This window comes from Ruegeria sp. BHSC026 (assembly GCF_059613065.1).
Window position 1 is genome coordinate 155573 of the sequence record NZ_JBXWRV010000002.1, and the last position, 24094, is coordinate 179666.

The 24094-nt window shown below is 63.5% G+C and carries 21 protein-coding genes; 11 read left to right on the top strand and 10 right to left on the bottom strand.

The window, feature by feature from the left end:
• The first annotated feature begins 6 nt into the window (after positions 1-6).
• From AC2FME_RS03480 to AC2FME_RS03510, 7 genes are all read left to right on the top strand, one after another.
• On the top strand, positions 7-1155 hold the full coding sequence (locus AC2FME_RS03480; protein ID WP_496682385.1) for a carbohydrate ABC transporter permease: 1149 nt from the start codon (positions 7-9) through the stop codon (positions 1153-1155).
• A 9-nt stretch (positions 1156-1164) separates the two neighbouring features.
• Entirely contained in the window at positions 1165-2820 is a 1656-nt protein-coding gene (locus AC2FME_RS03485) for an alpha-glucosidase (protein WP_496799637.1), read from the top strand.
• A 3-nt stretch (positions 2821-2823) separates the two neighbouring features.
• Entirely contained in the window at positions 2824-3912 is a 1089-nt protein-coding gene (locus AC2FME_RS03490; protein ID WP_496797200.1) for an ABC transporter ATP-binding protein, read from the top strand.
• Between the two features lie 339 nt (positions 3913-4251).
• The gene (locus AC2FME_RS03495) at positions 4252-5376 is read left to right on the top strand and encodes an extracellular solute-binding protein (RefSeq protein ID WP_496797199.1); all 1125 of its coding nucleotides are present in this window, start codon (positions 4252-4254) and stop codon (positions 5374-5376) included.
• 118 nt (positions 5377-5494) lie between these two features.
• Positions 5495-6607 carry an ABC transporter ATP-binding protein gene (locus tag AC2FME_RS03500; RefSeq protein ID WP_496711754.1) on the top strand — a complete coding sequence of 371 codons (1113 nt, stop codon included), beginning with the start codon at positions 5495-5497 and terminating at the stop codon, positions 6605-6607.
• Positions 6608-6620: 13 nt separating this feature from the next.
• A complete protein-coding gene (locus AC2FME_RS03505; RefSeq protein WP_496799638.1) occupies positions 6621-7541 on the top strand; it encodes an ABC transporter permease in 921 nt (306 codons plus the stop codon).
• Positions 7538-8800, top strand: coding sequence for an ABC transporter permease (locus tag AC2FME_RS03510; RefSeq protein WP_496799639.1), 1263 nt, complete (start codon positions 7538-7540; stop codon positions 8798-8800). The genes AC2FME_RS03505 and AC2FME_RS03510 overlap by 4 nt, the downstream gene beginning before the upstream one ends.
• 33 nt (positions 8801-8833) lie before the next feature.
• Here AC2FME_RS03510 and AC2FME_RS03515 read toward each other — a convergent pair whose 3' ends face one another.
• The 10 genes from AC2FME_RS03515 to AC2FME_RS03560 all read right to left on the bottom strand — a co-directional run bounded on the left by AC2FME_RS03515 (position 8834) and on the right by AC2FME_RS03560 (position 20084).
• On the bottom strand, positions 8834-10753 hold the full coding sequence (locus tag AC2FME_RS03515; protein ID WP_496799640.1) for a beta-galactosidase: 1920 nt from the start codon (positions 10751-10753) through the stop codon (positions 8834-8836).
• A complete protein-coding gene (locus AC2FME_RS03520) occupies positions 10750-11610 on the bottom strand; it encodes an SMP-30/gluconolactonase/LRE family protein (RefSeq protein ID WP_496797335.1) in 861 nt (286 codons plus the stop codon). Before AC2FME_RS03520 ends, AC2FME_RS03515 begins: the two co-directional genes overlap by 4 nt.
• Positions 11607-12212, bottom strand: coding sequence for a 2-dehydro-3-deoxy-6-phosphogalactonate aldolase (locus AC2FME_RS03525; RefSeq protein ID WP_496794909.1), 606 nt, complete (start codon positions 12210-12212; stop codon positions 11607-11609). Before AC2FME_RS03525 ends, AC2FME_RS03520 begins: the two co-directional genes overlap by 4 nt.
• Complete coding sequence (locus AC2FME_RS03530) at positions 12209-13102, bottom strand: 2-dehydro-3-deoxygalactonokinase (protein ID WP_496799641.1); 894 nt, start codon at positions 13100-13102, stop codon at positions 12209-12211. Before AC2FME_RS03530 ends, AC2FME_RS03525 begins: the two co-directional genes overlap by 4 nt.
• A gap of 4 nt (positions 13103-13106) precedes the next feature.
• Complete coding sequence (locus tag AC2FME_RS03535; protein ID WP_496743497.1) at positions 13107-13874, bottom strand: SDR family NAD(P)-dependent oxidoreductase; 768 nt, start codon at positions 13872-13874, stop codon at positions 13107-13109.
• Positions 13874-15583, bottom strand: a complete 1710-nt coding sequence (locus AC2FME_RS03540; protein ID WP_496799642.1) for an IlvD/Edd family dehydratase — start codon at positions 15581-15583, stop codon at positions 13874-13876. The genes AC2FME_RS03535 and AC2FME_RS03540 overlap by 1 nt, the downstream gene beginning before the upstream one ends.
• Before the next feature lie 13 nt (positions 15584-15596).
• Positions 15597-16937, bottom strand: a complete 1341-nt coding sequence (locus AC2FME_RS03545; RefSeq protein ID WP_496799643.1) for an alpha-glucosidase/alpha-galactosidase — start codon at positions 16935-16937, stop codon at positions 15597-15599.
• Between the two features lie 22 nt (positions 16938-16959).
• On the bottom strand, positions 16960-17808 hold the full coding sequence (locus AC2FME_RS03550; RefSeq protein WP_496682354.1) for a carbohydrate ABC transporter permease: 849 nt from the start codon (positions 17806-17808) through the stop codon (positions 16960-16962).
• A 1-nt stretch (position 17809) separates the two neighbouring features.
• Complete coding sequence (locus tag AC2FME_RS03555) at positions 17810-18733, bottom strand: carbohydrate ABC transporter permease (protein WP_496794906.1); 924 nt, start codon at positions 18731-18733, stop codon at positions 17810-17812.
• A 91-nt stretch (positions 18734-18824) separates the two neighbouring features.
• Complete coding sequence (locus tag AC2FME_RS03560) at positions 18825-20084, bottom strand: ABC transporter substrate-binding protein (protein ID WP_496799644.1); 1260 nt, start codon at positions 20082-20084, stop codon at positions 18825-18827.
• A gap of 142 nt (positions 20085-20226) precedes the next feature.
• On the opposite strand from AC2FME_RS03560, the gene AC2FME_RS03565 reads away from it, so the two are divergent.
• The 4 genes from AC2FME_RS03565 (at position 20227) to AC2FME_RS03580 (ending at position 24084) form a co-directional block, all read left to right on the top strand.
• On the top strand, positions 20227-21021 hold the full coding sequence (locus tag AC2FME_RS03565; RefSeq protein WP_496799645.1) for an IclR family transcriptional regulator: 795 nt from the start codon (positions 20227-20229) through the stop codon (positions 21019-21021).
• The gene (locus AC2FME_RS03570) at positions 21018-22076 is read left to right on the top strand and encodes an ABC transporter ATP-binding protein (protein WP_496799646.1); all 1059 of its coding nucleotides are present in this window, start codon (positions 21018-21020) and stop codon (positions 22074-22076) included. The genes AC2FME_RS03565 and AC2FME_RS03570 overlap by 4 nt, the downstream gene beginning before the upstream one ends.
• 122 nt (positions 22077-22198) lie before the next feature.
• On the top strand, positions 22199-23158 hold the full coding sequence (locus tag AC2FME_RS03575) for a dihydrodipicolinate synthase family protein (RefSeq protein ID WP_496799647.1): 960 nt from the start codon (positions 22199-22201) through the stop codon (positions 23156-23158).
• Complete coding sequence (locus AC2FME_RS03580; protein WP_496685311.1) at positions 23149-24084, top strand: 4-hydroxyproline epimerase; 936 nt, start codon at positions 23149-23151, stop codon at positions 24082-24084. Before AC2FME_RS03575 ends, AC2FME_RS03580 begins: the two co-directional genes overlap by 10 nt.
• The last annotated feature ends 10 nt before the right edge of the window (positions 24085-24094 follow it).

Sequence of the window (24094 nt, forward strand, 5' to 3'; positions counted from 1 at the left end):
TCCGCCATGAGTGAGATCGCAGGAACCCGCCCGGCGCTCAGATGGGCCGTACATGCCTCGGTTCTGTTTCTGGTGGTGCTGTGGGTTGTGCCCACGCTGGGCCTGTTCATCTCGTCGTTTCGCACGGCGGACCAGATCGCAACCAGCGGCTGGTGGCGGGCGATTTTCCCGTCCGAGCAGAACCTGACGCTGCGCAGCGCCGCGCCCGATACCCAGGTGCAGGAAAATGGCCTGTATGTGATCGAGGGCAATCTGTTCGACGCCGGCACCAACGCGCGCATCTCGAAATGGGGCATCAGCTCGCGCGAGATCGATGCATTTGAGCCGGGCCAGACGGCCGAACTGCGCAAGGGCGGCACGATCACCGTTCAGGTCAATGGCGATTACCGGATGGAGAACACCGAGGAATTCACCGGCAGCAGGGGGTCGCGCGTCTTCGTGACCGCCGAACTGCCGCCCGAGTTCACTTTGGACAATTACCACAAGGTCCTGCTGGCCGAGGACAGCACCGACAGCATGGCCAAGGCGTTCTTCAACACGTTGACGGTCACGATTCCGGCCACGATCATCCCGATCCTGGTGGCGGCTTTTGCGGCCTATGCGCTGGCCTGGATGGACTTTCCGGGCCGTGCGCTGTTGATCGCCGCGGTGGTCGGTCTGCTGGTTGTGCCTTTGCAGTTGGCGCTGATCCCGCTGCTGAAATTCCACCTGAACATCGGCATCGGCAAAGGGTATTTGGGCGTCTGGCTGGCCCATACCGGCTTTGGCATGCCGCTGGCGATCTATCTATTGCGCAATTACATGGCCGGTCTGCCCCGCGACCTGATCGAGAATGCGCGGGTCGACGGCGCCACCGAGTTTCAAATCTTCACCAAGCTGATCCTCCCGCTGAGCTTTCCGGCGCTGGCCTCGTTCGCGATCTTCCAGTTCCTGTGGACATGGAACGACCTGTTGGTGGCCAAGGTGTTCCTGATCGACGCATCCGGAGAAACCACCGTGATGACCAACAGTATCGTCGAGCTTCTGGGCACCCGTGGCGGCAATTGGGAAATCCTGGCGACGGCCGCATTCGTGTCGATCGCGGTGCCGCTGGTCGTCTTCTTTGCAATGCAGAAATACCTGGTCCGCGGATTGCTGGCCGGTTCAGTCAAATAAGGGCGTGTGATGAACGTGCAGAACAACGTGGACCTCAAGCACTCAACCAAGACGGCGTCCGACTGGTGGCGCGGCGGGGTGATCTATCAGATCTATCCGCGCAGCTTTCAGGACAGCAACGGCGACGGCATCGGAGACCTGCGGGGCATCACCCAGCGGCTGGACTACATCGCCGGTCTGGGGGTCGATGCGATCTGGATCTCGCCCTTCTTCAAGTCGCCGATGAAGGATTTCGGGTACGATGTCAGCGACTATCGCGCCATCGATCCGATGTTCGGCACGATGGAGGATTTCCAGACGTTGCTGGACCGCGCCCATGGTCTGGGTCTGCGAGTGATGATCGACCTGGTGCTGTCGCATACCTCGGACCAGCATCCGTGGTTCGTCGAAAGCCGCAGCAACCGCGAGAACCCCAAAGCCGACTGGTATGTCTGGGCCGATCCCAAGCCTGACGGGACCCCGCCCAACAACTGGCTGTCGATCTTCGGCGGCTCGGCCTGGCAGTGGGATACGCGCCGGCAGCAGTATTATCTGCACAATTTCCTGACCTCGCAGCCGGACCTGAACTTCCACAACCCCGATGTGCAGGACGCGCTGCTGGACGTCGCGCGGTTCTGGCTGGACATGGGTGTTGACGGGTTCCGGCTGGACACGATCAACTTCTACTTCCACGACGCGCAACTGCGCGACAACCCGGCGCTGCCTCTGGATCAGCGCAACGCCACCATCGCGCCGATGGTCAACCCCTACAACCATCAGGACCACCTGTATTCCAAGAGCCAACCAGAAAACATCGCCTTTCTGGAACGGCTGCGCGCCCTGACCGATCAATATGACGGCCGCGCCTGTCTGGGTGAGGTGGGCGACGCACAGCGCGGGCTTGAGATCATGGGCGAATACACCCGTGGCGACAAGCGCATGCACATGTGCTATGCCTTTGAATTTCTAGAGAAACGCCGCCTGACGGCAGAATACACCAAGCATGTGTTCGACCAGCTTCTGTCCAAGGCCGGCGACGCCTGGCCGTGCTGGGCGTTCTCCAACCACGACGTGCAGCGTCACGCCTCGCGCTGGGATCTGGACGAGGCCGGCATCCGGCAGCACGCGGTTCTGATGATGTGCCTGCGCGGCTCGGCCTGCCTGTATCAGGGCGAAGAGCTGGGCCTGCCCGAGGCAGACGTGGCCTTTGAGCACCTGCAGGACCCCTATGGCATCGAATTCTGGCCTGAATACAAGGGCCGCGACGGCTGCCGCACGCCCATGGTCTGGGCCGCGCAGGCCGAACAGTCGGGCTTTACCACAGGTGCGCCCTGGCTGCCCGTCAGTACCGCGCAGGCTGAACGCGCCGTGGACCGGATGGAAGCCGACACGCAGTCGGTGCTGAACCACTATCGCCGCGCCATCGCTCTGCGCCATGAGTATCCGGCGCTGATGTCGGGCACCCAGTCGCACATGCGCGAAACCGGCCCAATCCTGAGCTTCCTGCGTGAGGATGATACCCAGCAGGTGTTCTGTGCCTTCAACCTGGGCGATGACACCGCGGAAATCGACCTGCCCGAGGGCAACTGGCGCTGCATCGGTCAGGATCTTGGCGCAGTCGACGCGCAGGCAAGCGCCACGCTGGCGCCGTCGCAATTCTGCCTGATGGTCCGAGAGAAAGGGTAACCCATGTCCGAACTCAAGCTGACCGATGTCGCCAAGACCTATGGCAATGTCGATGTCCTGAAGGATATCAACCTTGAGATCGAGCGCGGCGAGTTGATCGTGTTCGTCGGCCCCTCGGGCTGCGGCAAGTCCACCCTGCTGCGGATGATCGCGGGTCTGGAACGCATTTCGGGCGGGACGCTGGAGATCGAGGGGCAGGTGATGAACGACGTGCCCCCGGCACAGCGCGGCATCGCCATGGTGTTCCAAAGCTACGCGCTGTATCCGCACATGACCGTGCGCGAGAACATGGCCTTTGCCCTGAAAATCGCCAAGATGCCCGCCGATCAGATCGACGCGGCGGTGAACCGCGCGGCGCAGATCCTGCAGCTGGAACCGTTTCTGGACCGGCTGCCCAAGGCTCTGTCGGGCGGTCAGCGTCAGCGGGTCGCCATCGGCCGGGCCATCGTGCGCGACCCCAAGGTCTATCTGTTCGACGAGCCGCTGTCGAACCTGGATGCTGCGCTGCGGGTTGCCACGCGGATCGAGATCGCGCGCCTGAAAGAGGCGATGCCCGACAGCACGATGATCTATGTCACCCACGACCAGGTCGAGGCAATGACCCTGGCCAGCCGGATCGTGGTTCTGGCCAACAAGGGCATCGCACAGGTCGGCACGCCGCTGGAACTGTACGAGACGCCCGACAACGAATTCGTGGCCCAGTTCATCGGCTCGCCCGCCATGAACCTGCTGCCCGGAACGATCACCGGCACCGGTGCCACCACGACCGTCGCGCTGGATTCCGGCGGCACGGCGGTTTCGGCCATCCCGACCCAAGACGCGGACGTCGGCAAGAAAGTCAATGTGGGCGTCCGGCCCGAGGACCTGGTGGTTGCCGATGGCGCGCCCCTGCTGACCGGTGTCGTGGATTTCACCGAAGCCTTGGGCGAGGTGACGCTGCTCTATTTCGCTAAGGCCCCGGGGGCCGAGTCGGTGATCGGCAAATTGCCGGGCATTCATCGCGGTTTGCGTGGGCAGACGGTCTCGGTCACGGCGGCGCCCGAAAAAGTGCACCTGTTCCATGACGGGCTGTCGATGCGCCCGCGCGCCTGACGCTTCTGATTCTGCACAAAAAGGCTGCATCCGGCCCCATGGCGGGGCAGGTGCAGCCTTTTTCTTGTAAACTATTCACGCGGGTCGAGACACAGGGGTTCGCTGATCCGGTTGGGCCGGCGCAGCTGATGTCTGCGGGGAAGTATGATCTGAAGCCTGATTTGCGGGCGAATGAAGAGAAATTTCCGACTGCGGTGAGCCGCCGTCGCCTATCGAGGTCGTCAATCTGGACCTATGAATTTCGCAATCTGTCGCTTTTTGGACTGACGCAGCGGCCGCAAAACTCTAACGTGACGCACATACAACAACAAAACTCAGTCCAAACACGGGAGAAAACCAATGGCGAAATCGTCGAATGTGAACCGTCGTACGGTGTTGAAAGGGGCCGGTGCGGCCGCTCTGGCAGCGCCGCTCTACAGCAAAAGCGCTCTGGCATCCTCGGGTGAGGTCAACATCCTGATGTGGTCGGATTACCTGCCGCCCAGCTTCCTTGAGGCTTTTGAGGCCGAGACCGGCATTAAGGTGAACTATACCGGCATCGGCTCGAACGAGGAAATCATCAACAAGATGAAGGCGACCAAAGGCCAGGGCTTCGACATCGTGTCGCCCACCAACAACCGCTCGCTGCAGTGGGAGCCGCTGGAACTTCTGCAACCGTTTGACATGAGCCGCGTGCCGATTGACAAGGTGAACCCGGCTATGGCCAAGATCGGCACCGATGCCTGGAACTTCGGCGGCAAAGGCGTGCACTGGCTGCCGCATATCTGGGGCACCGAGGGCATCGCCTATCGCACCGATCTGTGGCTGCCGGATGGCGACGCGCCGTCCTATGGCGATGTCTGGTCCGAGGAGAACGCCGGCAAGACCATGGGCCGCGCACATTCGATGATGCTGGGCGCGGGCCTGTACATGGAGCGTGTGGGCGAGATGGAGCCCGGCTCGGTCTGGTCGGCCTACAATGACGAAGAAACGATGCGCAAGGTCTGGGGCCAGATCACCGATTGGTGCATCGCACGCAAGGACCGCATCAAGCTGCTGTGGAACGATGCCGACACCCAAAAGAATGGCCTGCTGAACGAAGGTGTGGTCGTCGGCCAGACCTGGGACGGTCCGCCGCTGGCGCTAAAATCTGCCGGCGAGCCGGTGCATTACCAGGCGCCGGTCGAAGGCGCGATGGCCTGGGTCGATGGCATGTCGGTGCCCGTGGGCGCGCAGAACATCGACCAGATCTATGCGTTCATCGAATTCGCATATCAACCCGAGCCCGCGGGCGTGGCGATCGACAGCCACGGCTACAACTCGCCGGTACTGGGCGCCGACCAATATTCCGGCGACACCTACAAGAAGAACTTTGCCGAGGCCTATCCGGGCGACTCGCTGGCCAACCTGAACCCCTGGCCGGCCGAGGCCCCCTGGTACGCCGAAACCCGGACCGAGTTCGTCAACAAGTTCAAGAGCGCCTGATCGTAACTCGATCGCGCCCCCCGCAACACAGCGGGGGGCCACAGGACCCCGCACGCGCTCCGCGTGACGGACAACGATACGGTGCGGCCAAAGGCTGTGTCACAGGGAGAAACTAAATATGAGTGCAGGGATCGGAGTTGATCTGGAAAACCTGTGGATTCGCTTCGGCGATTTTGTCGCCGTACGCGATGCGAACGTTCACATAAACGGCGGCGACTTCTTTTCGTTCCTTGGGCCTTCGGGCTGCGGCAAGACCACGATCCTGCGGGCGGTCTCTGGGTTCCTCGAGCCCAGCGAAGGCAATGTCCTGATCGGCGGCAAGAACATGAAGGGCATCGGGCCGAACAAGCGTCCGACCGCGCTGATCTTTCAGAACCTCGCGCTGTTTCCGCTCATGAAGGTGTGGGAGAACATCACCTTTTCGATGGAGATAAAAGGTGCCAGCGCCGCCGAACGGCGCAAACGCGCGGACGAACTGCTGGACATGATTGCGCTGCCGGGTCAGGGCGACAAGCTGCCCAGCGAATTGTCGGGAGGCCAGCGCCAGCGGGTGGCCATCGCGCGCGCCTTGTGCGCCGAGCCGGACGTGCTGCTGTTGGACGAACCTCTGTCGGCGCTGGACCTCAAGCTGCGCCAGCACATGCGCACCGAGCTGCGCGAAATTCAGCAGCGGGTGGGCATCACCTTCATCTACATCACCCATGACCAGGGCGAGGCTCTGACCATGTCGGACAACATCGCCGTGATGCGCGCCGGGGTGATCGATCAGATCGCCGACGGAAAGACCATCTACAACGATCCGGCCACGGCGTTTGCCGCCTCTTTCGTGGGCGAAAACAACGTGTTCCGCGGCAAGGTCAAGCGGGTGATGGGGGATGAGGCGCTGATCGCGACCAACCGTTCGGGTGAGCTGGTGGCGCGTATTTCCACGGCCAACCGGGGCAAGTTGGCCGAGGGCGACGACGCCATGATGTTCATCCGGCCCGAGGCGTTCTCGATCGCGCCCGAGGGCGCCAGCGGCGATCACTTCGTGACCGCGCGCGTGACCCATGAGGAATTCGAGGGCAACGTCTTCAACATCTTCACCGAAGGCGATGGCGGGAAAGAGATCAAGGTCTCGATCCCGAACCACGGCCAGTCGTTCAAGGATCACACGGGACAGAACATCACGCTGGAATACGACACCCGCAACGCGGTCGTGGTTCCGGCCGGTGAACTGGCCGCGGAATAGGGAGGCCCGAGACATGCCCTCCTTTCTGAAGGATTTCTTCAACCGCAACGGCACCGGCATGGGGCTGACGATCCTGGGTCTGGTCCTGTTTTGGACGATCGGCCTGATCATCCTGCCGCAGCTGTCGATGCTGGACTTCTCCTTCCGTCCCAACCTGCCGCCCCCGGAAATCGGCGGCCCCAAGGACGTGTACACGCTGGAGAACTACAAATACCTGATCTACGGCCCCGAGGGCGGCAGTCAGGACTACAACACCGTCGATCTACGGGTGTTCTTCCGCACACTGGTGGCGGCGGTCTGCGTGACGATCTTCAACCTGATCCTCTGCTATCCGATCGCCTATTACCTGGGCCAGTCCAAGGGCAGTCACATTCGCATCTTCGCACTCATGTTGATCATCCCCTATTGGATCAACGAGATCCTGCGCGCCTTTGCGCTGCGTATCATCTTTGGCGAAACTGGCGTTCTGAACACGCTGTTCGTAGGCCTGGGCATCTGGGACACGCCCTTCGATTTCATCCGCAACGACATCGCGCTCTATGCCGGTCTGGGCTATGCCTACATCCTGCTGATGATCTTTCCGATCTACAACGTGATCGAAAGCCTCGACCGGAACCAGATCGAGGCGGCGCGGGATCTGGGGGCGCCCTGGTGGCGGATCCACTGGCGGGTGGTCATCCCATACGCCAAGCCGGGGATCAGCTCGGGCTGTACCATGGTGTTCATGCTGTCGGCCGGTGCGCTGGCCGCGCCGCAGATCCTGGGAGGGCCGTCAAGCCTGTGGTTCACGCAGCTGATCTATCAGCAGTTCAACGACAACAATGACTGGCCCCAGGGCGCAGCCTATGCGGTGGTGCTGCTGGTGACCTGCATCCTGTTCGTGCTGGCGATGATGCGCCTGTTCAAGGTGAACATGGGGGATATCGGGAAATGAACAATTCCTTCCTCCGCATAAGCATCTGGGTCTATCTGGCGATCTTCTTCGCCTATCTGCTGGGTCCGCTGGTGATCATGTCGATCACCGCCTTCAACTCGTCCAGCTTCCCGCGGATGAGCCCGTGGGAATGCCTGACCTTCCAGTGGTTCACCGAACTGTTCCAAGATCAGCGCATCCTGAACGGGATCAAGAACTCGTTGATCATCGGGGCGGGAACGGTGGTTCTGTCGGTGGCGATGGGGCTGGCCGGCGCGCTGATGCTGACCCAGATCTGGCCCCGGCTACGCGCCACCTACTATACGATCATCATCGCGCCGATCCTGATCCCGGGCGTGGTGCTGGGCATCTCGACCCTGGTGTTCTGGGACCGGATCAACCGGATGCTGGGGCTGGGCGCGGACAGCGTCCTGTCGAACGGGGTGTTCCTGACGGTGATCGGCCAATCGACCTTCATCGCCAGCTATTGCATGCTGGTGCTGGTGGCGCGGTTGCAGCGCTATGACACGGCGCTGACCGAGGCCGCGCTGGATCTGGGTGCGACCCATGCGCAGGCGTTTCGCAAGATCCTGCTGCCGTTCATGCGCCCGGCGATCGCGTCGGCGGCGGTGCTGGCGTTTCTGGCCTCGTTCGAGAACTACAACACCACTACCTTCACCTTCGGTGAGTATCCGACGCTGACCATCGAGTTGGCGCAGAAGGTGCGGTACGGCATCACGCCCGCGATCTCGGCGTTGGCCTTCATCATCGTGGCGCTGACGGTGTTCTTTGCCCTGCTGAACGAGGCCAAGCTTCGCCGGCAGGAGCTGGTCGCCGCCGCCCGCCGCAACGCGACGGTGCAGGACCTAGGCGGCAAGATCCGCCTGCCCAGCTTCTTTGCCGGGAACATGGCGGCGGTGTTGCTGGTGGTCTTTGCGGTGGCGACGATCACAGTGGTGGGCACGGCGGCGGTCTACAGCCCCGACCAGTGCATCGCCAACGTGAAAGAGCAGAAACGCCTGGAGGCCGAACGCCGTATCCAGGAGCTGCGCAAGCAGCGCGAGGAGCAGCGCAAGCAGCGCGAAGCCCATGAGGCCGAGCAGGGCGGAGCCACGCAATCGGCGCCCAAACCCTCGAACAACAGCGGCTTTGGCGGTGTGTTCGCGCCCGGCACTCTGGGTGGCGGCAGCGACGCCGAGCCCGAAGCCGAAGCACCGCTCAAGGGCAATAGCGGCTTTGGGAACGTGTTCGATCCCAACAGCCTGAGCGGCGACCAATAGGCGCGCCGGTCAAGGCTTCCGCCCGGCCTGAGGTCAGCCCCAGCCGGGCGGATTGCGTTTCAGAATGGCCACGTCGCAGGCCGCGATCGTGTGGCCGTTCCATTCGACGGAATGAGCGTTGTAGTTGATCAGGAACTGATGGGTCGCGGTCTCGCGCTGCCGCAGGCCGGGCAGCATCGGATGCAGGGTCAGCCCGACCTTCTGTGCGGCCATTTCAACGATCCGGTCCCACAGGTCTTCGTCCGGGAATCCGGCCAGATACCAAAGCTGGTCACTGCCCTTGAGCGCCGGGGTCCCGTCCGCAAACATCAACAGATCGGGCGCGGTGCCGGTCAGCCGCTCGACCCAGTGTTGCGCGGCGCCGCCGCCCTGAACCGGGCGGGTGATCTCGGGCGGCAGAGATTCCACCAGCGCCACGTCGCAGTCCAGCGCTTGCAGGCCGGGGCGGCCTTGGGTCGGGATCTGGAAATCAGCCGTGATTGCCCCGGTGCGCGGGCCCAGAACCGTCAGTTTGGTCGCCGCGCGCAACCGGTCGGCCAGCGCGTCGTCCAGCGTGGCCAGCCCGGGGGCGAGAATCAGATCATACTCGGCTTCGTCCATGCCCGTGGCCGGCACGACATCGACCGACAGCCCGGCGCGGCGCAGGGCGCGATAAGCGGAAAACACCAGCCGGAAATAGTTGAACCCCGCGCCCTGAGGCTGGGTCGCCCAGGCCCAGTCCGACGGGTAGTCGAACAGGATGGCCACCCGCGCCTGCACCGGTTCGACCGGTCCCAGCGCGGCCAAATCCGCGGCCGTCTGCTGCGCCTCGGCCAGACCGGGGGCAGGGCGGTTGTTCGGCGTCAGCAAGCCCGCGTGCATCTGTTCCTGCGCAAAAGGCGCCTGCCGCCAGCGGAAATAGCTGACCACCTCGGCCCCGTGGGCCACAGCCTCAAGCGACCAAAGCCGCACCATGCCCGGCAGGGGGGCCGGGTTGTAGGGCGCCCAGTTCACCGGTCCGGGCTGTTGTTCCATCACCCACCAGCGGCCGCGCCCGACGGCGCGGTACAGATCGTGGTGAAAGGCCTGCATGTCCGGATCGCCCTGTTGCAGAAAGGCTGTCTTGTGCGCCGCGTCGGCCTCGAGCCGGTCGGACAGGAACCCGATCGGATAGCTGTCCCAAGTGGCGATATCCAGATCGGCGCCCACCTCGAAATGGTCGAAATCCAGAATCCGACCCATGTAGTTGTGCAGCAGCGGCGCGTCGGTCAGAGGCCGCAGCGCCTGAACCTGTGCCCGGTTGAAGGCCACCACCTGGTCCGAGCTGAACCGGCGGAAGGCCAGAACATGCGCCGGGTTGGGTTCGGTTACGGTCAGGTTGGGCAGGTCGATCTGATCGAAATCGCTGTATTCCATAGACCAGAACACGTTGCCCCAGGCCGCGTTCAGCGCCTCGACCGAGCCATAGCGTTCGGCCAGCCAGCGGCGGAAGGCTTCCCGGGCAGGCTCGCTGTAGCTGACGGTGGTGTCGTGGCAACCATATTCATTGTCGATCTGCCAGGCGGCGACGTGCGGGTTGCGGCCATAGCGTTCGCCCATGATCCGGGCGATGCGGACGCACTCGTCGACATATCCGGGATGGCTGAAACAGTAGTGACGGCGCGAGCCGAACATGCGCGGCTGCCCGTTTTCGTCCACCGCCAGCATGTCCGGGTGCCGGTCCAGCATCCAGCGCGGCGGCGTGGCGGTGGGGGTTCCCAACACCACTTTCAGCCCGGCCGAACCAAGGGTCTCGATGGCCTGATCCAGCCAGTCGAATGTCAGCCGGCCCGGTTCCGGCTCCATCCGGCTCCATCCGAATTCGCCGATCCGGACCCAGCGCAGACCGGCCTCGACCATGCGCGCGGCATCTTCGGCCCACAGTTCTTGCGGCCAGTGTTCAGGGTAATAGCAAACGCCAAGTTCGGGGGTCATAGGATGACTCTGTGTTCCGCCTGACCTTGGCCCGCGTTTTCGGCGGCAAAGGTCATTCCGTTAGTGGGGTGTGACGCGATGGTGTCCGCATCCAGCCCTTCGCGGGCCGATGTGCAAAACAGCGTCGTCAGATCCGGCCCGCCGAAAGCGGGGCATGAGGTATGGGTTGCCGCGAAGGACACCGCGCGCAGGAAGGTTCCGCCGGCGTCATAGGTCGCAACCCGCGCCGCGCCCCATTGTGCGAGCCACAGGTTACCCGCGGCGTCGACGACCGCGCCATCGGGGTTCAGACCCTCGGCGCGCAGGTCCAGAAACACCGCGCTGTCGCCCTCGGGCCAGCCGGTTTCGGGGTTCAGACCCCAGCGCCGCACCTGCCCGGTGGCCGTGTCGCAGAAATAGGCGCAGGACCGGTCGGGCGCGAAACTGATCGCGTTCGAGATGGTTACGTCCGGCACCAGCTGCCGCAGCTCACCCCGCCACAAGCGATAGATCGCCCCCGCGCCCTGTTCCGCGCGCTTGCCCATGGTGCCGATCCAGAATCCGCCCCACGGATCAGCCCGCCCGTCATTCGAGCGGGTCACCGGGTTGTCGGCCTCGAGCGCGATGATGCGGTCCTTGCGACCGCTCTCCAGCCCGAACGTCCACAGCCCGGTTTCCGACGCGATCAGCAGCGTGTCGCGGTCGATCCAGCCTGCGGCCGAGACTTGCTCGGCAAAATCCCAGCTTTGCGGACCATCCGCGTCGCGGGTCATCAGGCGCTTGTTGACGATGTCGAACCAGAACAGCTGTTGCCGTTCGGGGTGCCACAGCGGGCCCTCGCCCAACTCGCACGGGCGGTCGTCAAAGACCTGGCTCATCTCGCGGCCTCGTCATAGGCGGCTACGATCCTGCGGGCGTTCTCTGCGATCTGGTCCACGGACATGCCGGGGTTGAACAGGGCCGAGCCGATGCCGAACCCGTCGGCCCCGACCTTGAGCCAGTCGTCGAAATTCTCGGGCCCCGCGCCGCCCACGGCATAGACCTGCGTACCCTTGGGCAGGATCGGGCGCATGGCAGCCAGCCCCGCCGGTCCGGCCATCACACCGGGAAACAGTTTCAACCCGGTGGCCCCGGCCCGCAGGGCGACGAAGGCCTCGGTTGGGGTATAGATACCGGGCCAGCTTTGCAGGCCCAGATCCACCGTGCGCGCGATCACCTCGGCATCGCAATTGGGCGACACGATCAGCTTGCCGCCCACGGCAGCCACCTGTTCGACCTCGTCCACGGTCAGGACGGTTCCGGCCCCGACCAGCGCGCGGTCGCCGATCGAACGGGCCAGACGGCCGATGCTGTCCAGCGGGTCGGGCGAGTTCAGCGGTACCTCGATCCGGTCGATCCCTGCGTCCAGAATGGCCTGGCCGACGGCCTCGGCCTGCGCCGGGTCAAGCCCGCGCAGAATGGCGATGATGGGGCGGCTCATGCGGTTTGCCTCGTGAGGGTGCGGGCCTGTAGCAGACCGGCCAGCGTGGCCTGGGTCGCGTCGGCGGTTTCGACGAACGCGCCCTGTTGCTGCAGCGCCGCGGCATAGATGTGCGACAGGGCTTCGGTCCCGACGATGGCCAGTTGCTGACCCAGCCAATAGGGGCGGGTGGCGGCCAGCTCGGCACCGATCAGGGCACCGGACAGGCGGGCCCGTGCGGTGGCCGGGTCCTGGCCGTGCAGCAGGTCGGCCGCACGCAGCCCGAACAGCCGCCCGGCCAGTTGCTCGGGCTTTGACAGCGTGTCCGCCACGGCCGTGGCGAAGGCGTCCTCGTCCCAGCCTTCGCCCACCGAGTGTTTCAGTACCGAGTGCTGGCCCAGCAGATCGAAAAGTTCACCCGTCATGAAGGTGCGGAAGCTGACGACCTCGCCCGCGCTGACCTGCACCCATTTGGTGTGGGTGCCGGGCAGGCAGATCACGCCATCCCAATGCGGGCGCGTGGACAGGTAGCCGGCGATCTGGGTTTCCTCGCCGCGCATCACGTCCGCGGGGTCGTCCTGTTTCAGGCCTGGCACCACGAAGGCGCGGATGCGTGGATCGGTGCCGGGCACGCGCACCGGAACGGTCGAGATCGGCTTGGCGGGAACAGCCACATAGGGCGCCTCGACCCAGCCCTGGCGGGCACCGACCATGCCGCAGGCGATCACATCGACGGGCGCCGCGCCCAGCCAGCCCTGGACCAGCGTCAGCAGCGCGTCCTGGAACTGATCCCGGCCCAGCGTTGCCATGCCCCGGTCGCATTGGGCGTGGTCCAGCACCGTATCGCCCTGCATCGCCCAGGCGCGCAGATGCGAGGTGCCCCAGTCTACTGCGATCCACTCGGTGTTCATGTCCTCACCCCGTTGTGACCACGCCGCCATCGACGACCATGCATTGCCCGGTCATGGCGCGGCTGGCCGTTGATGCAAGAAACAGCGTCGGCGCGATCATGTCGTCCGGACGCAGATGTTCCTTCAGGCATTGGCGATCCATATGCGCGGCCAGATCTTCGGGCGTGGCCCACATGTCCAGTTGTTTCTGCGTCAGCACCCAGCCGGGCGCCAATGCGTTGACGCGGATGTTCTTCGGCCCCAGCTCACGCGCGAGCGAGCGGGTCATGCCGGTGATTCCGGCATTGGCCGTCGTATAGATCGGATAGCCCGCATTGCCCATCATGTAGCTGATCGAGCTGAAGTTGATGATCGACCCGCCGGTTTCTGCCATCTGCCGCGCGGCCTGCTGGCAGGCAAAGTAATAGGCTTTGAGGTTCACCGCGATCATCCAGTCCCAGAACTCGGGCGTGGTTTCCTCGAGGCTGTGGCGCTTGTCGTTCGCGGCATTGTTGACCAGCACGTTCAGCGGGCCGTGGGCCTCGGCGGCCTTGGTCATGGTTTCGCGCAGCAGCGCAGTGTCGGTCATGTCGCCCTGCAGGAACAAGGGCGCACGGCCGTGTTTGGCGCGCATCTCTTCGACGAACGCGCTAGCGTCGGACCGGCCGATAAAGGCGACCTTGGCGCCCTGGGCCAGGAACCCGTCGGTCAGGGCCGCGCCCACGCCGGACCCACCGCCGGTGATGAAGACGGACGCCCCGTCGAGGTCATGGAAAGTGGCTGGCTGGCTCATCAATGGCTCTCTCGGGTCACAAGGCGGGTGTCCTTGCCCACCAGGAAATCAAGGTCGGCCCCCTGATCGGCCTGCAGGACATGGTCGATATACAGCTTGGCATAGCCGCGGGTGTAATGCGGGTCGTCGGGCTGCCAGGCCGCGCGGCGGGCCGCCAGTTCCTGTTCGTCGACCAGCAATTCCAACTCGCCCTTGCTGGCGGACACGCGGATGCGATCGCCGGTTTTCACCAGCGCCAAAGGGCCGCCCGCCTGCGCCTCGGGGCTGACATGCAGGATCACTGTGCCGAAGGCGGTGCCCGACATGCGTGCGTCGGAAACGCGGATCATGTCACGCACGCCCTGTTTCACCAGCTTGGCGGGGATCGGCATGTTGCCGACCTCGGGCATGCCCGGATAGCCCTTTGGCCCGCAGCCCTTGAGCACCAGGATGGTCTCGGGCGTCACCGGCAGGTCATCGCGGTCGATATTGGCCTTCAGGTCCTCGATGCTGTCGAAGACATAGGCCTCACCTTCCGTTTCCAGCAGGCTGTCGGTGGCCGCCGAGGGTTTTACGATCGCCCCGTTCGGCGCCAGGTTGCCGCGCAGAACGCGCAGCCCGGCGGCCGGTTTTACCGGATCGTCGAAGGAATGGATCACGTCGCGGTTGAAGCATTCTGCTCCTTCGTAATGGGCCGAGATGTCTTTGTTCAGAACGGTTATGGCCGGGCGCAGATGCGATTTCAGCTCGGACAGGACCACAGGCATCCCGCCGGCATAGCAGAAATCCTCCATCAGGTACTTGCCCGAGGGCATGCAATTGACCAGCAGCGGAATGTCCGACCCGATCTCGAAATCCTTCAGCGTCAGGTCCACGCCCACCCGGCCGGCCAGCGCCAGCAGGTGCACCACGGCGTTGGTGGATCCACCCACCGCGGCATTGGCCAGGATGGCGTTCTCAAACGCCGCCTTGGTCAGAATGTCCGAAGGTTTGAGGTCTTCGTCCACCATCTCGACGATGCGCTTGCCGGTCATGTGCGCCAGCGCCATGCGACGGGCATCGACGGCGGGCAGAGCGGCGTTTGTGGGCAGGCTCATGCCCATCGCCTCGACCAGCGACGCCATGGTCGAGGCCGTACCCATAGTCATGCAGACGCCCTTGGACCGGCTCATGCCGGATTCGGCGTTCATGAAATCCTGCAAGGTCATCTCGCCGGCGCGCACGGCTTCCGAGAACTTCCATACATCGGTGCCCGAGCCGATATCCTTGCCGCGATACTTGCCGTTCAGCATCGGCCCGGAACTGACCACGATCGTAGGCAGATCGACCGAGGCCGCGCCCATCAGCTGGCCCGGCGTGGTCTTGTCGCAACCACCCAGCAGCACCACGCCGTCGATGCCATAGGCGCGGATCGATTCTTCGACATCCATGGCCAGCAGGTTGCGGAACAGCATGGCGGTGGGCTTCATCTGGGTTTCGCCCAGCGACATCACCGGGAATTCGACGGGAAAGCCGCCGGCCTCCCAAACGCCACGCTTGACGCCTTCGGCCAGGTCGCGCAGGCCTGAATTGCAGGGCGTCAGCTCGGACCAGGTGTTGCAGATGCCGATGATCGGGCGCCCGTCGAACGCATGATCGGGATAGCCCTGGTTCTTCATCCACGACCGATGGATGAACCCGTCCTTGTCGAGCTTGCCATACCAATGCTGTGAGCGGCGTTTCTTGGTCATTTGCGGGGCCCTTTCAAGCGGCTTTGGCGGGCTGGCACCAGTCGGGCAGCCAGTCGGCATGGGCGGTCAGCAGGTCACTGACCAAGTTGCGGATCTGGCGCAGGTCCAGTTCGGCGGCGGTGTGCGGGTCCATCATGGCGGCGTGATAGATGTGTTCGGGGTTTTCCTCGACCAAGGCGCGCACGGTCAGTTCCTGCACGTTGATCTGGGTGCGCATCAGGGCGACCAGCTGCGGCGGAATGTCGGTGACGACCGATGGCTGCACGCCGTTGCTGTCGACCAGACAGGGCGTTTCGACCGCGGCGCCCAGCGGAAGCTGCGGAATCTGCCCGGTATTGGGCAGGTTGCCATAGGCGACGTACGGCGTGTCGGTGACGATTGCGTTCATCAGGTCGGCAGCGAACTCGTGGCTGCGGATCACCTCGATGTCGCGCCCGTCGGTCAGGGTCTTGGCCTGTTCTTTCCAGTTGGCGACCTGCTCTTCGCATCGGGTGGGATATTCGTCCAGCGGGATCTGGAACTGGTCGATCAGGTCCTGACGCCCATCCTTGATAAACCACGGGACGTACTCTGCCAGGTGTTCCGAGCTTTCGGTGCAGAAATAGCCCAGGTGATCCATCACCTCGTACCGCACCTTGTTGGGGCAGCGCGGCATCAGCAGCGGCGCCTTGGGCAATTGGCCCGCGTGATAGCCCCGGCGCAGCGCCGGATACAGGTCGCGGCCCTGATGTTCGAGCCGCAGGAAGAAGGCCACGTGGTTCACGCCGGCAACGCGATAGCGGATTTCATCCTTGGGCAGGTCGAGGTCATGGGCCAGTTCCTCGACCGTGTTCTGGACCGAGTGGCACAGACCGACTTGTTTCAGCGCCGGGAACCGTTCGGCCAGCGCCCAGGTGTTGATGGCCATCGGGTTGACATATTGCAGCAGAGTGGCATCCGGGCACAGCTGCGTCATGTCGCGGGCCACATCCCACAGGACGGGCACGGTGCGCAGGCCGCGCATGATGCCGCCCACGCCCAGCGTGTCGGCGATGGTCTGGCGCAAGCCATATTGCTTGGGGATCTCGAAATCGGTGACGGTGCAGGGTCTGTAGCCGCCGATCTGGAAAGCCGTGATGACGAAATCAGCCCCGTCCAGCGCCGCGCGGCGGTCGGTGTGGGTGGACACGGTCGCGCCGGTCCCGACCGAGCGGATCATGGCGCGTGCGACGGTTTCGCTCTCGGCCAGACGCTCGGGGTCGATGTCCATCAGGGCAAAATGGCTGTCGGCCAGCGATGGGGTCAGCAGGGCGTCGCCCACGATGTTCTGCATGAAAATCGTGGAACCTGCACCGATGAAGGTGATCTTGGTCATGACTGTAAACCTTGACTAGGCGTTATTTTACGGCACCGAGGGTCAGACCCGCGATGAAGTGTTTCTGCATCAGAAAGAACATGGCCACCGGCGGCAGGGCCGCGACGATCGAGCCGGCACTCATCAAGTGATAGGCGGCGCGGAACTGCGCGTTGAAGCTGGTGATGCCGGCGGTGACGGGTTGGCTCTCGGCCCCTTGGGTCAGCACGACGGCCCAGAAATAGTCGTTCCAGATGAAGGTGAAGATCAGCACGCTGAGCGCGGCGATCGCGGGCTTCATCAGCGGCAGGACGACGTACCAGAAGATGCGCCATTCGCTGATGCCCTCGACCCGGGCGGCCTCGATCAGCTCGAACGGCAGGGCGCGGATGAAGTTGCGCATGAACAGGGTGCAGAACCCCGTCTGGAACGCGATGTGGAACAGCACCAGGCCGGTTTTCGTGTTGTAGAGCCCCAAGTCCAGCGTCAGGTCGCGCACCGGCACCATCAGGATCTGGAAGGGTACGAAGTTGCCCGCCACGAACATGAAGAAGATCCACAGGTTCGACTTGAACTTGTAAATCCCCAGCGCAAACCCGGTCATGCAGCTGAGCGCCACCGCGCCGATCACCGTGGGAACCGTGATCAGGAACGAGTTCAGCAGGTAGCGCGGCATGTCCGAGTTGAAGAACACCTGACCGTAGTTCCTGGCGCCTTCAAAGCTGGAGGGCAGGCCCCAGTAGTTGGCGTTGGTGAAATCCGCCTCGGGCTTGATTGAGAACAGGGCTACGGCCAGCAGCGGGCCGAGCCACAGCAGAAGGGCGATCGGCAGCATCGCCTGATAGGAAATCTGCGCCGCGCGGGGTTGTTTTTCGATCGGTTTGGGAAACATCTCAGTAACCCTTTTCTTCGCGGTACATCGACCACAGGAAGTAGGCGATGAAGCACAGCATGATCAGGAACAGGATCACGGCGATGGCCGCGCCATAGCCCATGCGGAACCCGTATTCCGACAGGGCGACCTCGAACATGTAATAGGCCAGCACGCGCGAGGATCCGAACGGCCCGCCCTGTGTCATGATCGAGATCAGGTCGAACGACCGCAGCGCGCCGATGATGGTCACGACAAAGGCGATGAAGGTCGCGGGGCGCAGTTGCGGCAGGATGATATGCCACAGCATCCGCCCGCCCTTGGCGCCGTCCAGCCGGCCGGCCTCGATCTGTTCGGGGTCCACGGCGTTCAGGCCGGTCAGGTACAGGATCATGCAATAGGCGGTCTGCGGCCAGAGGCCCGCGAAAATGATGCCGTAGGTGACGAAGCGTTCATCCCCCAGGATGTTCACAGGGCCCAGCCCGAACCAGCTGAGAAACTCGTTGAGCAGGCCGAATGTGGGGTCGTAGAACCACGTAAAGACCAGCCCGACCACGACTTGGCTGATGACGAAGGGAAAGAAGAACAGCGACTTGTACAGCCGGATGCCCCAGACCGTCTGGTTGAGGAAAAGCGCGATGAACAGGCCGGCCGGGATCGCCAGCAGGTACATGACCAGCCAGATCAGGTTGTTCTTCAACGAGACATAGAAGGCGTCGCGGTCGACCCATTCCCAATACAGGTCTTCATAGTTGCGCATGCCGACATATTCGGCGGCGCCCAGCCCGTCCCATTCGTAAAGCGACAGGTTGAAGGACTGGAAAACGGGGATGATCACGTAGACCATGAAGAACAGCACGCCCGGAGCCAGAAACAGCCAGGGTGCGATACGTTGCTGATTTCTGTGGAACCAGCTTTCGTGTTCGGTGACGTCGACGGCGGTCATGGTCAATCCCGGTTTGGAGAAGGCGGGACGGGGTCAGACCCGTCCTGTGATTGGCTGAGGCGTGGCCGGGGTTGCACCGGCCACCACCCGATCAGTTGTCGTAGATGCGCTGACGTGCGCGTTCCAGCTTGGCCAGGATGCTGTCTAGGTTGTCCGGCTTGACCATGAACTCTTGGAAGCCTTCCATCGACACTTTGGCCATTTCCGCCGGTGCGTCGCGATCCCAGAACTGGGCGACGCCGCCCGGGCTGTTGGTCGACAGCATCTTGAAGCCTTCCTGCAGGAACTTGTCGTCGTCCACCGAGGATTTGGCGTTGACGGGCAGCTGTCCGAGGTTCTTGCCGTTGTTGATTTCGGTCTGCTCCTCGGCCGAGACGACGAAGCGCAGGAACTCGCGCGCGGCTTCTTTGTTCGACGCGTTCGCCGGGATGTGGAACGTGTCGGTCGGCGCATCTTCGGCCAGCTCGACATCGGGGTTGATCGCGACGAACTGGTAGAAGTCCAACTGGTCGTCGGTCAGACCGGCCTCGCGCAGCGGAGCCACCGCGAAGTTGCCCATCAGATAGGCCGCTGCATCACCCTGAACCATGAAGGGCAGGGCCTCTTGCCAGCTGTAGGTCTGGTGGTTGTCGATGAACGCGCCCATGTCGATCAGCTGCTTCCAGTTGGCGAAGGTCTGCTTGACCCGGTCGTCTTCCCAGCTGACTTCGCCATTGGCCAGTTGCTGGTGGAAGTCGAAGCCGTTGGTGCGCATGTTCAGGTAGTCGAACCAGCCGCCAGCCGTCCACAGGAACTTGGTGCCGATGGTATAGCAGGCCCGGCCCGAATCCACGATCTTCTGACAGTTCGAGATTTCCTCGTCCCAGGTCTTCGGCTCGCTCAGGCCCAGCTCGTCAAAGATGTCTTTGCGGTAGTAGACGCCCCACTGATAGTAGGTGTAGGGCACGCCCCACTGCTTGCCGTCGATGGTCATCGCGCCCTTGGTCGAGGCCAAGTTTTCGGCGATCTCCGGCTCGGCCCACAGGTCCGATACATCTTCGAACAGTCCGGCCTCGACATAAGGCTTCATGCGGTTGGCCGCGTACCAGGTCGCGACGTCGGGCGTGTCCGCCGTCAGGAAGTTGCGGATCTGGGTCTTGTACGCCTCGCGGTCGATGACCGTGGTCTCGATCTCCAGACCCGGGTGCTGTGCTGCGAACCGCTCGATCATCGCTTCCATCGTCGCACGCGGCGCCGGATTCGATGTGTCGAGGAAGATTCGCAGCTCGCCGGTCAGTTCTGCCGAAACGGGCGCTGCAAGTGCCACACTGGCCGCCAGAGCCGCCGCAGTGCGCTTGAACATGGAATGCATGGTTTCCTCCCTTAGCTTCCATTTTGCGGTTCCAAATAGTGAAACCAAGTTTTATATATTGAAAACTACACATCGAATCGGCTAGGCTTGTCAATACCCTCGCGGCCCGTCCGCTAGGGGAAGTGGAGGAGAAATCAGACCCGTGGCAGGTGACGGAACCATCGGCAAGGCATGTGACGTGCTGGAGCAGGTCGCGGCGTTCGGCCGGCCTGTGCGGTTTGCCGAATTGCTGGAAAGCAGCAGCTTTCCCAAGGCGTCCCTGTACCGGTTTCTGCAGTCGCTGACCAATCAAGGCATGTTGTCTTACGACCCAGACCGGCAGACCTATTCGCCGGGGCTGCGGCTGGTGCGGCTGGCGCATTCGGCCTGGACGCAAAGCTCTCTGGCGCCGATCGCGCGGCCGATCCTGGATGCGCTCAGCCTGGAAACCGGCGAGACGGTGCACCTTGCGCAGCTTGATTCCAGTCAGGTTCTGTATGTGGACAAGCGCAATGCCAAGAACCCGGTCGAGATGTATTCCGAAGCCGGAAAGGTCGGCCCGGCCTATTGCACCGGCGTGGGCAAGGCGATGCTTGCCTATCTGGATGACGACCTGCTGGACAAGGCGATTTCGCAGCAAAGCTTTCACCGCTTCACCGACAGGACGCTGACCTCCGAGGCCGAATTGAGGGCCGATCTGGCCCGGATCCGCCAACGGGGCTTTGCCATGGATGATGAAGAGCACGAGCCCGGCATCATCTGCGTGGCCTGTCCGATTCTGACATCGGGCGGACGGATGCTGGGGGCGATCTCGATCACCGGGTCGACCCAGCGCATGGATTTCGATCAGTTGAAGAAATGGGTCCCTCGGGTGCGGTGTGCCGCCGACCAGATCGGGGCCGAAGCCGAAGCATGGCGGTTCCCCGAGGGCCGCAAGGACAGGATGCAAGCATCATGACAGGCGTTACCCTGAAGGGCGCAATCAAGCGGTATGGCCAGACCCAGGTCATTCACGGCATTGATCTGGAAATCGAGGACGGAGAGTTCTGCGTTTTCGTCGGGCCGTCGGGCTGTGGCAAATCCACCCTGTTGCGGATGATCGCCGGGCTGGAGGAAACCACCGAGGGCGAAATCCGCATCGGTCAGCGTGACGTGACCCACATGGACCCGGCCAAGCGCGGTGTCGCGATGGTGTTCCAGACCTATGCCTTGTATCCGCACATGACCGTGGCCGAGAATATGGGCTTTGGTCTGCGCATGAACGGCGTGCCCAAGGCCGAGATCGACCGGAAGGTGGCCGAAGCGTCAGAAATCCTCAAACTGGACCCGTATCTCAACCGCAAGCCCAAGGCCCTGTCGGGTGGGCAGCGTCAGCGGGTCGCCATCGGCCGGGCCATCGTGCGCGGCCCCGAGGTTTTCCTGTTTGACGAGCCGCTGTCGAACCTCGATGCCGAGTTGCGCGTAGAAATGCGGGTCGAAATCGCTCGATTGCACCAAGAGATCGGCGCGACGATGATCTACGTCACCCACGACCAGGTCGAAGCGATGACGATGGCCGACAAGATCGTCGTGCTGCGCGATGGCCGGATCGAGCAGGTCGGCGCTCCGATGGATCTGTATCGCGACCCCGACAACCGGTTCGTGGCGGGGTTCATCGGCTCGCCCGCAATGAACTTTTTGGAATGCGATGTCGTCGATGGAACGGTGCGCCATCCCGCCCTGACGGACACGATTCCTGTGACAAAAGGGGTGCCGGCTGATGCCAGGAAGGTGACCTTGGGGATCCGCCCGGAACATATCGGCGTCGATCGGTCCGGTGACAGCTGCACCGTCGATCTGACCGAGGCGCTAGGCGGCGTGTCCTACAGCTATCTTCTGACGCCAAATGGTGACAAGTTGATCGTCGAAGAGCGCGACGACCAGCGCAGCAAGACGGGCGAGCGGATCGGGATTTCGGTCCGGCCCGAACGCGCAATGCTGTTCGATTCCGAAACCGGCCAGCGGCTGCGCTGAACGGTCCTCGACAACCACGTCCACACGCGCCGGGCCGGGGGCTGGGCGCGCTGTGATTCCCGTGGATTCCGAACCCGAAAACCGCTAACGCAGAGGCAGGATCTGCAAGAAAAGGACTGCCGATGCGACCAAATGTTTTCTCGGGCACGATGCCGGCCTTGATGACGCCGTGCAAGGCCGACCGAACCCCTGACTATGACGCTCTGGTTCGCAAAGGGCAGCAGATGATCGAGGCGGGGATGTCCGCGGTTGTCTATTGTGGGTCGATGGGCGACTGGCCGCTGCTGACCGATGACCAGCGTATGGAAGGGGTCGAGCGTTTGGTGCAGGCGGGCCTTCCAGTCGTGGTGGGCACGGGGGCGATCAACACGCGCTCGGCGGTGGCGCATGCGGCGCATGCGCAGAAAGTCGGTGCGGTGGGGCTGATGGTGATTCCGCGGGTGCTGTCGCGCGGCAGCTCGCTGGCGGCGCAGCGCAACCATTTCAAGGCCATCCTGTCGGCGGCGCCCGACGTGCCTGCGATCATCTACAACAGCCCGGTCTACGGCTTTGCCACCCGCGCCGATCTGTTCTTTGCGCTGCGGGCCGAACACCCCAACCTGGTGGGCTTCAAGGAATTCGGCGGCAGCGCCGACCTGCGCTATGCGGCCGAGCACATCACCAGTCGCGACGATGAGGTGACGCTGATGGTCGGCGTCGATACCGAGGTCTACAACGGCTTCGTCAACTGCGGGGCCACCGGGTCGATCACCGGCATTGGCACCGCGCTGCCGAAAGAGGCGCTGTTGCTGGCGGCGCTGTCGAAAAAGGCGGCCGAAGGCCATGCCGAGGCCCGCCTGCGCGCCCGCGAACTGGACGAGGCGCTTGGCGTGCTGTCTAGTTTCGACGAGGGCACTGACCTGGTGCTGTACTACAAATACCTGCTGGTGCTGAACGGCGAAGAGGAATACCGCCTGCATTTCAACGAGACCGACGAGCTGAGCGACGCGCAGCGCCGCTATTGCGAGCAACAATATGCGCTGTTCCGCAACTGGTTCGCGGACTGGTCGCGGCAGGGCGGGGTGATCGCCGAATGCATGTGATCGACAGCCATACCGGCGGCGAACCCACGCGGGTGATCCTGGAGGGCGGGCCGGATCTGGGCAGCGGCTCGCTGGCCGACCGGGCCGGGAGGCTAGCCCGCGACCACGCCGATTTCTACCACGCGGTCCTGCGCGAGCCGCGCGGCCAGCCGGCGATGGTGGGGGCGCTGCTGGTGCCGCCGGTCGACCCGGACTGCGTGACCGGGGTGATCTATTTCGACGCGGATGCGGTGCTTGGCATGTGCGGGCACGGCACGATCGGGCTGACCGTGACGCTTGCGCATCTGGGCCGGATCGGGGTTGGCACGCATCGGATCGAGACACCGGCCGGGGTGGTCTCGGTCCGGCTGCACGACGCGCACACGGTGACGGTGACGAATGTCGAAAGCCGCCGCGTGGCCCGCGCGGTCGAGATCGAGGTGCCGGGCCACGGCACGGTGACCGGTGACGTCGCCTATGGCGGCAACTGGTTCTTCATCGTCGATCCCAGCCCGGTGCCGGTCGAGCCCGCGAATATCCGTGCCCTGACCGACTTGGGCGTCGCCATCCGCCGCGCGGCCAATGCCGCGGGTATCGGCGGCGAAGCCGGAGAACCGATCGACCATGTGATTTTTCAGGAGGCCGCGCCGGCCCCCGACGTCCACAGCCGAAACTTCGTTCTGTGCCCCGATGACGCCTATGACCGCTCGCCCTGCGGCACGGGCAGTTCAGCGCGGTTGGCGTGTCTGGCGGCCGACGGGCGCTTGGCGCCCGGTGAAGAAATCGTGCAGGCCAGCGTCATCGGCAGCCCCTATCGGCTGTCCTATCAGCCTGGTCCGAACGGCGGGGTGATCCCCTCGATCACCGGTCAGGCTTTCGTGATGGCCGAAAGCCGCTTGATTTTTGATCCCGCCGATGCATTCCGTTCGGGTATAGCGATCACATGAAAAAATAGAG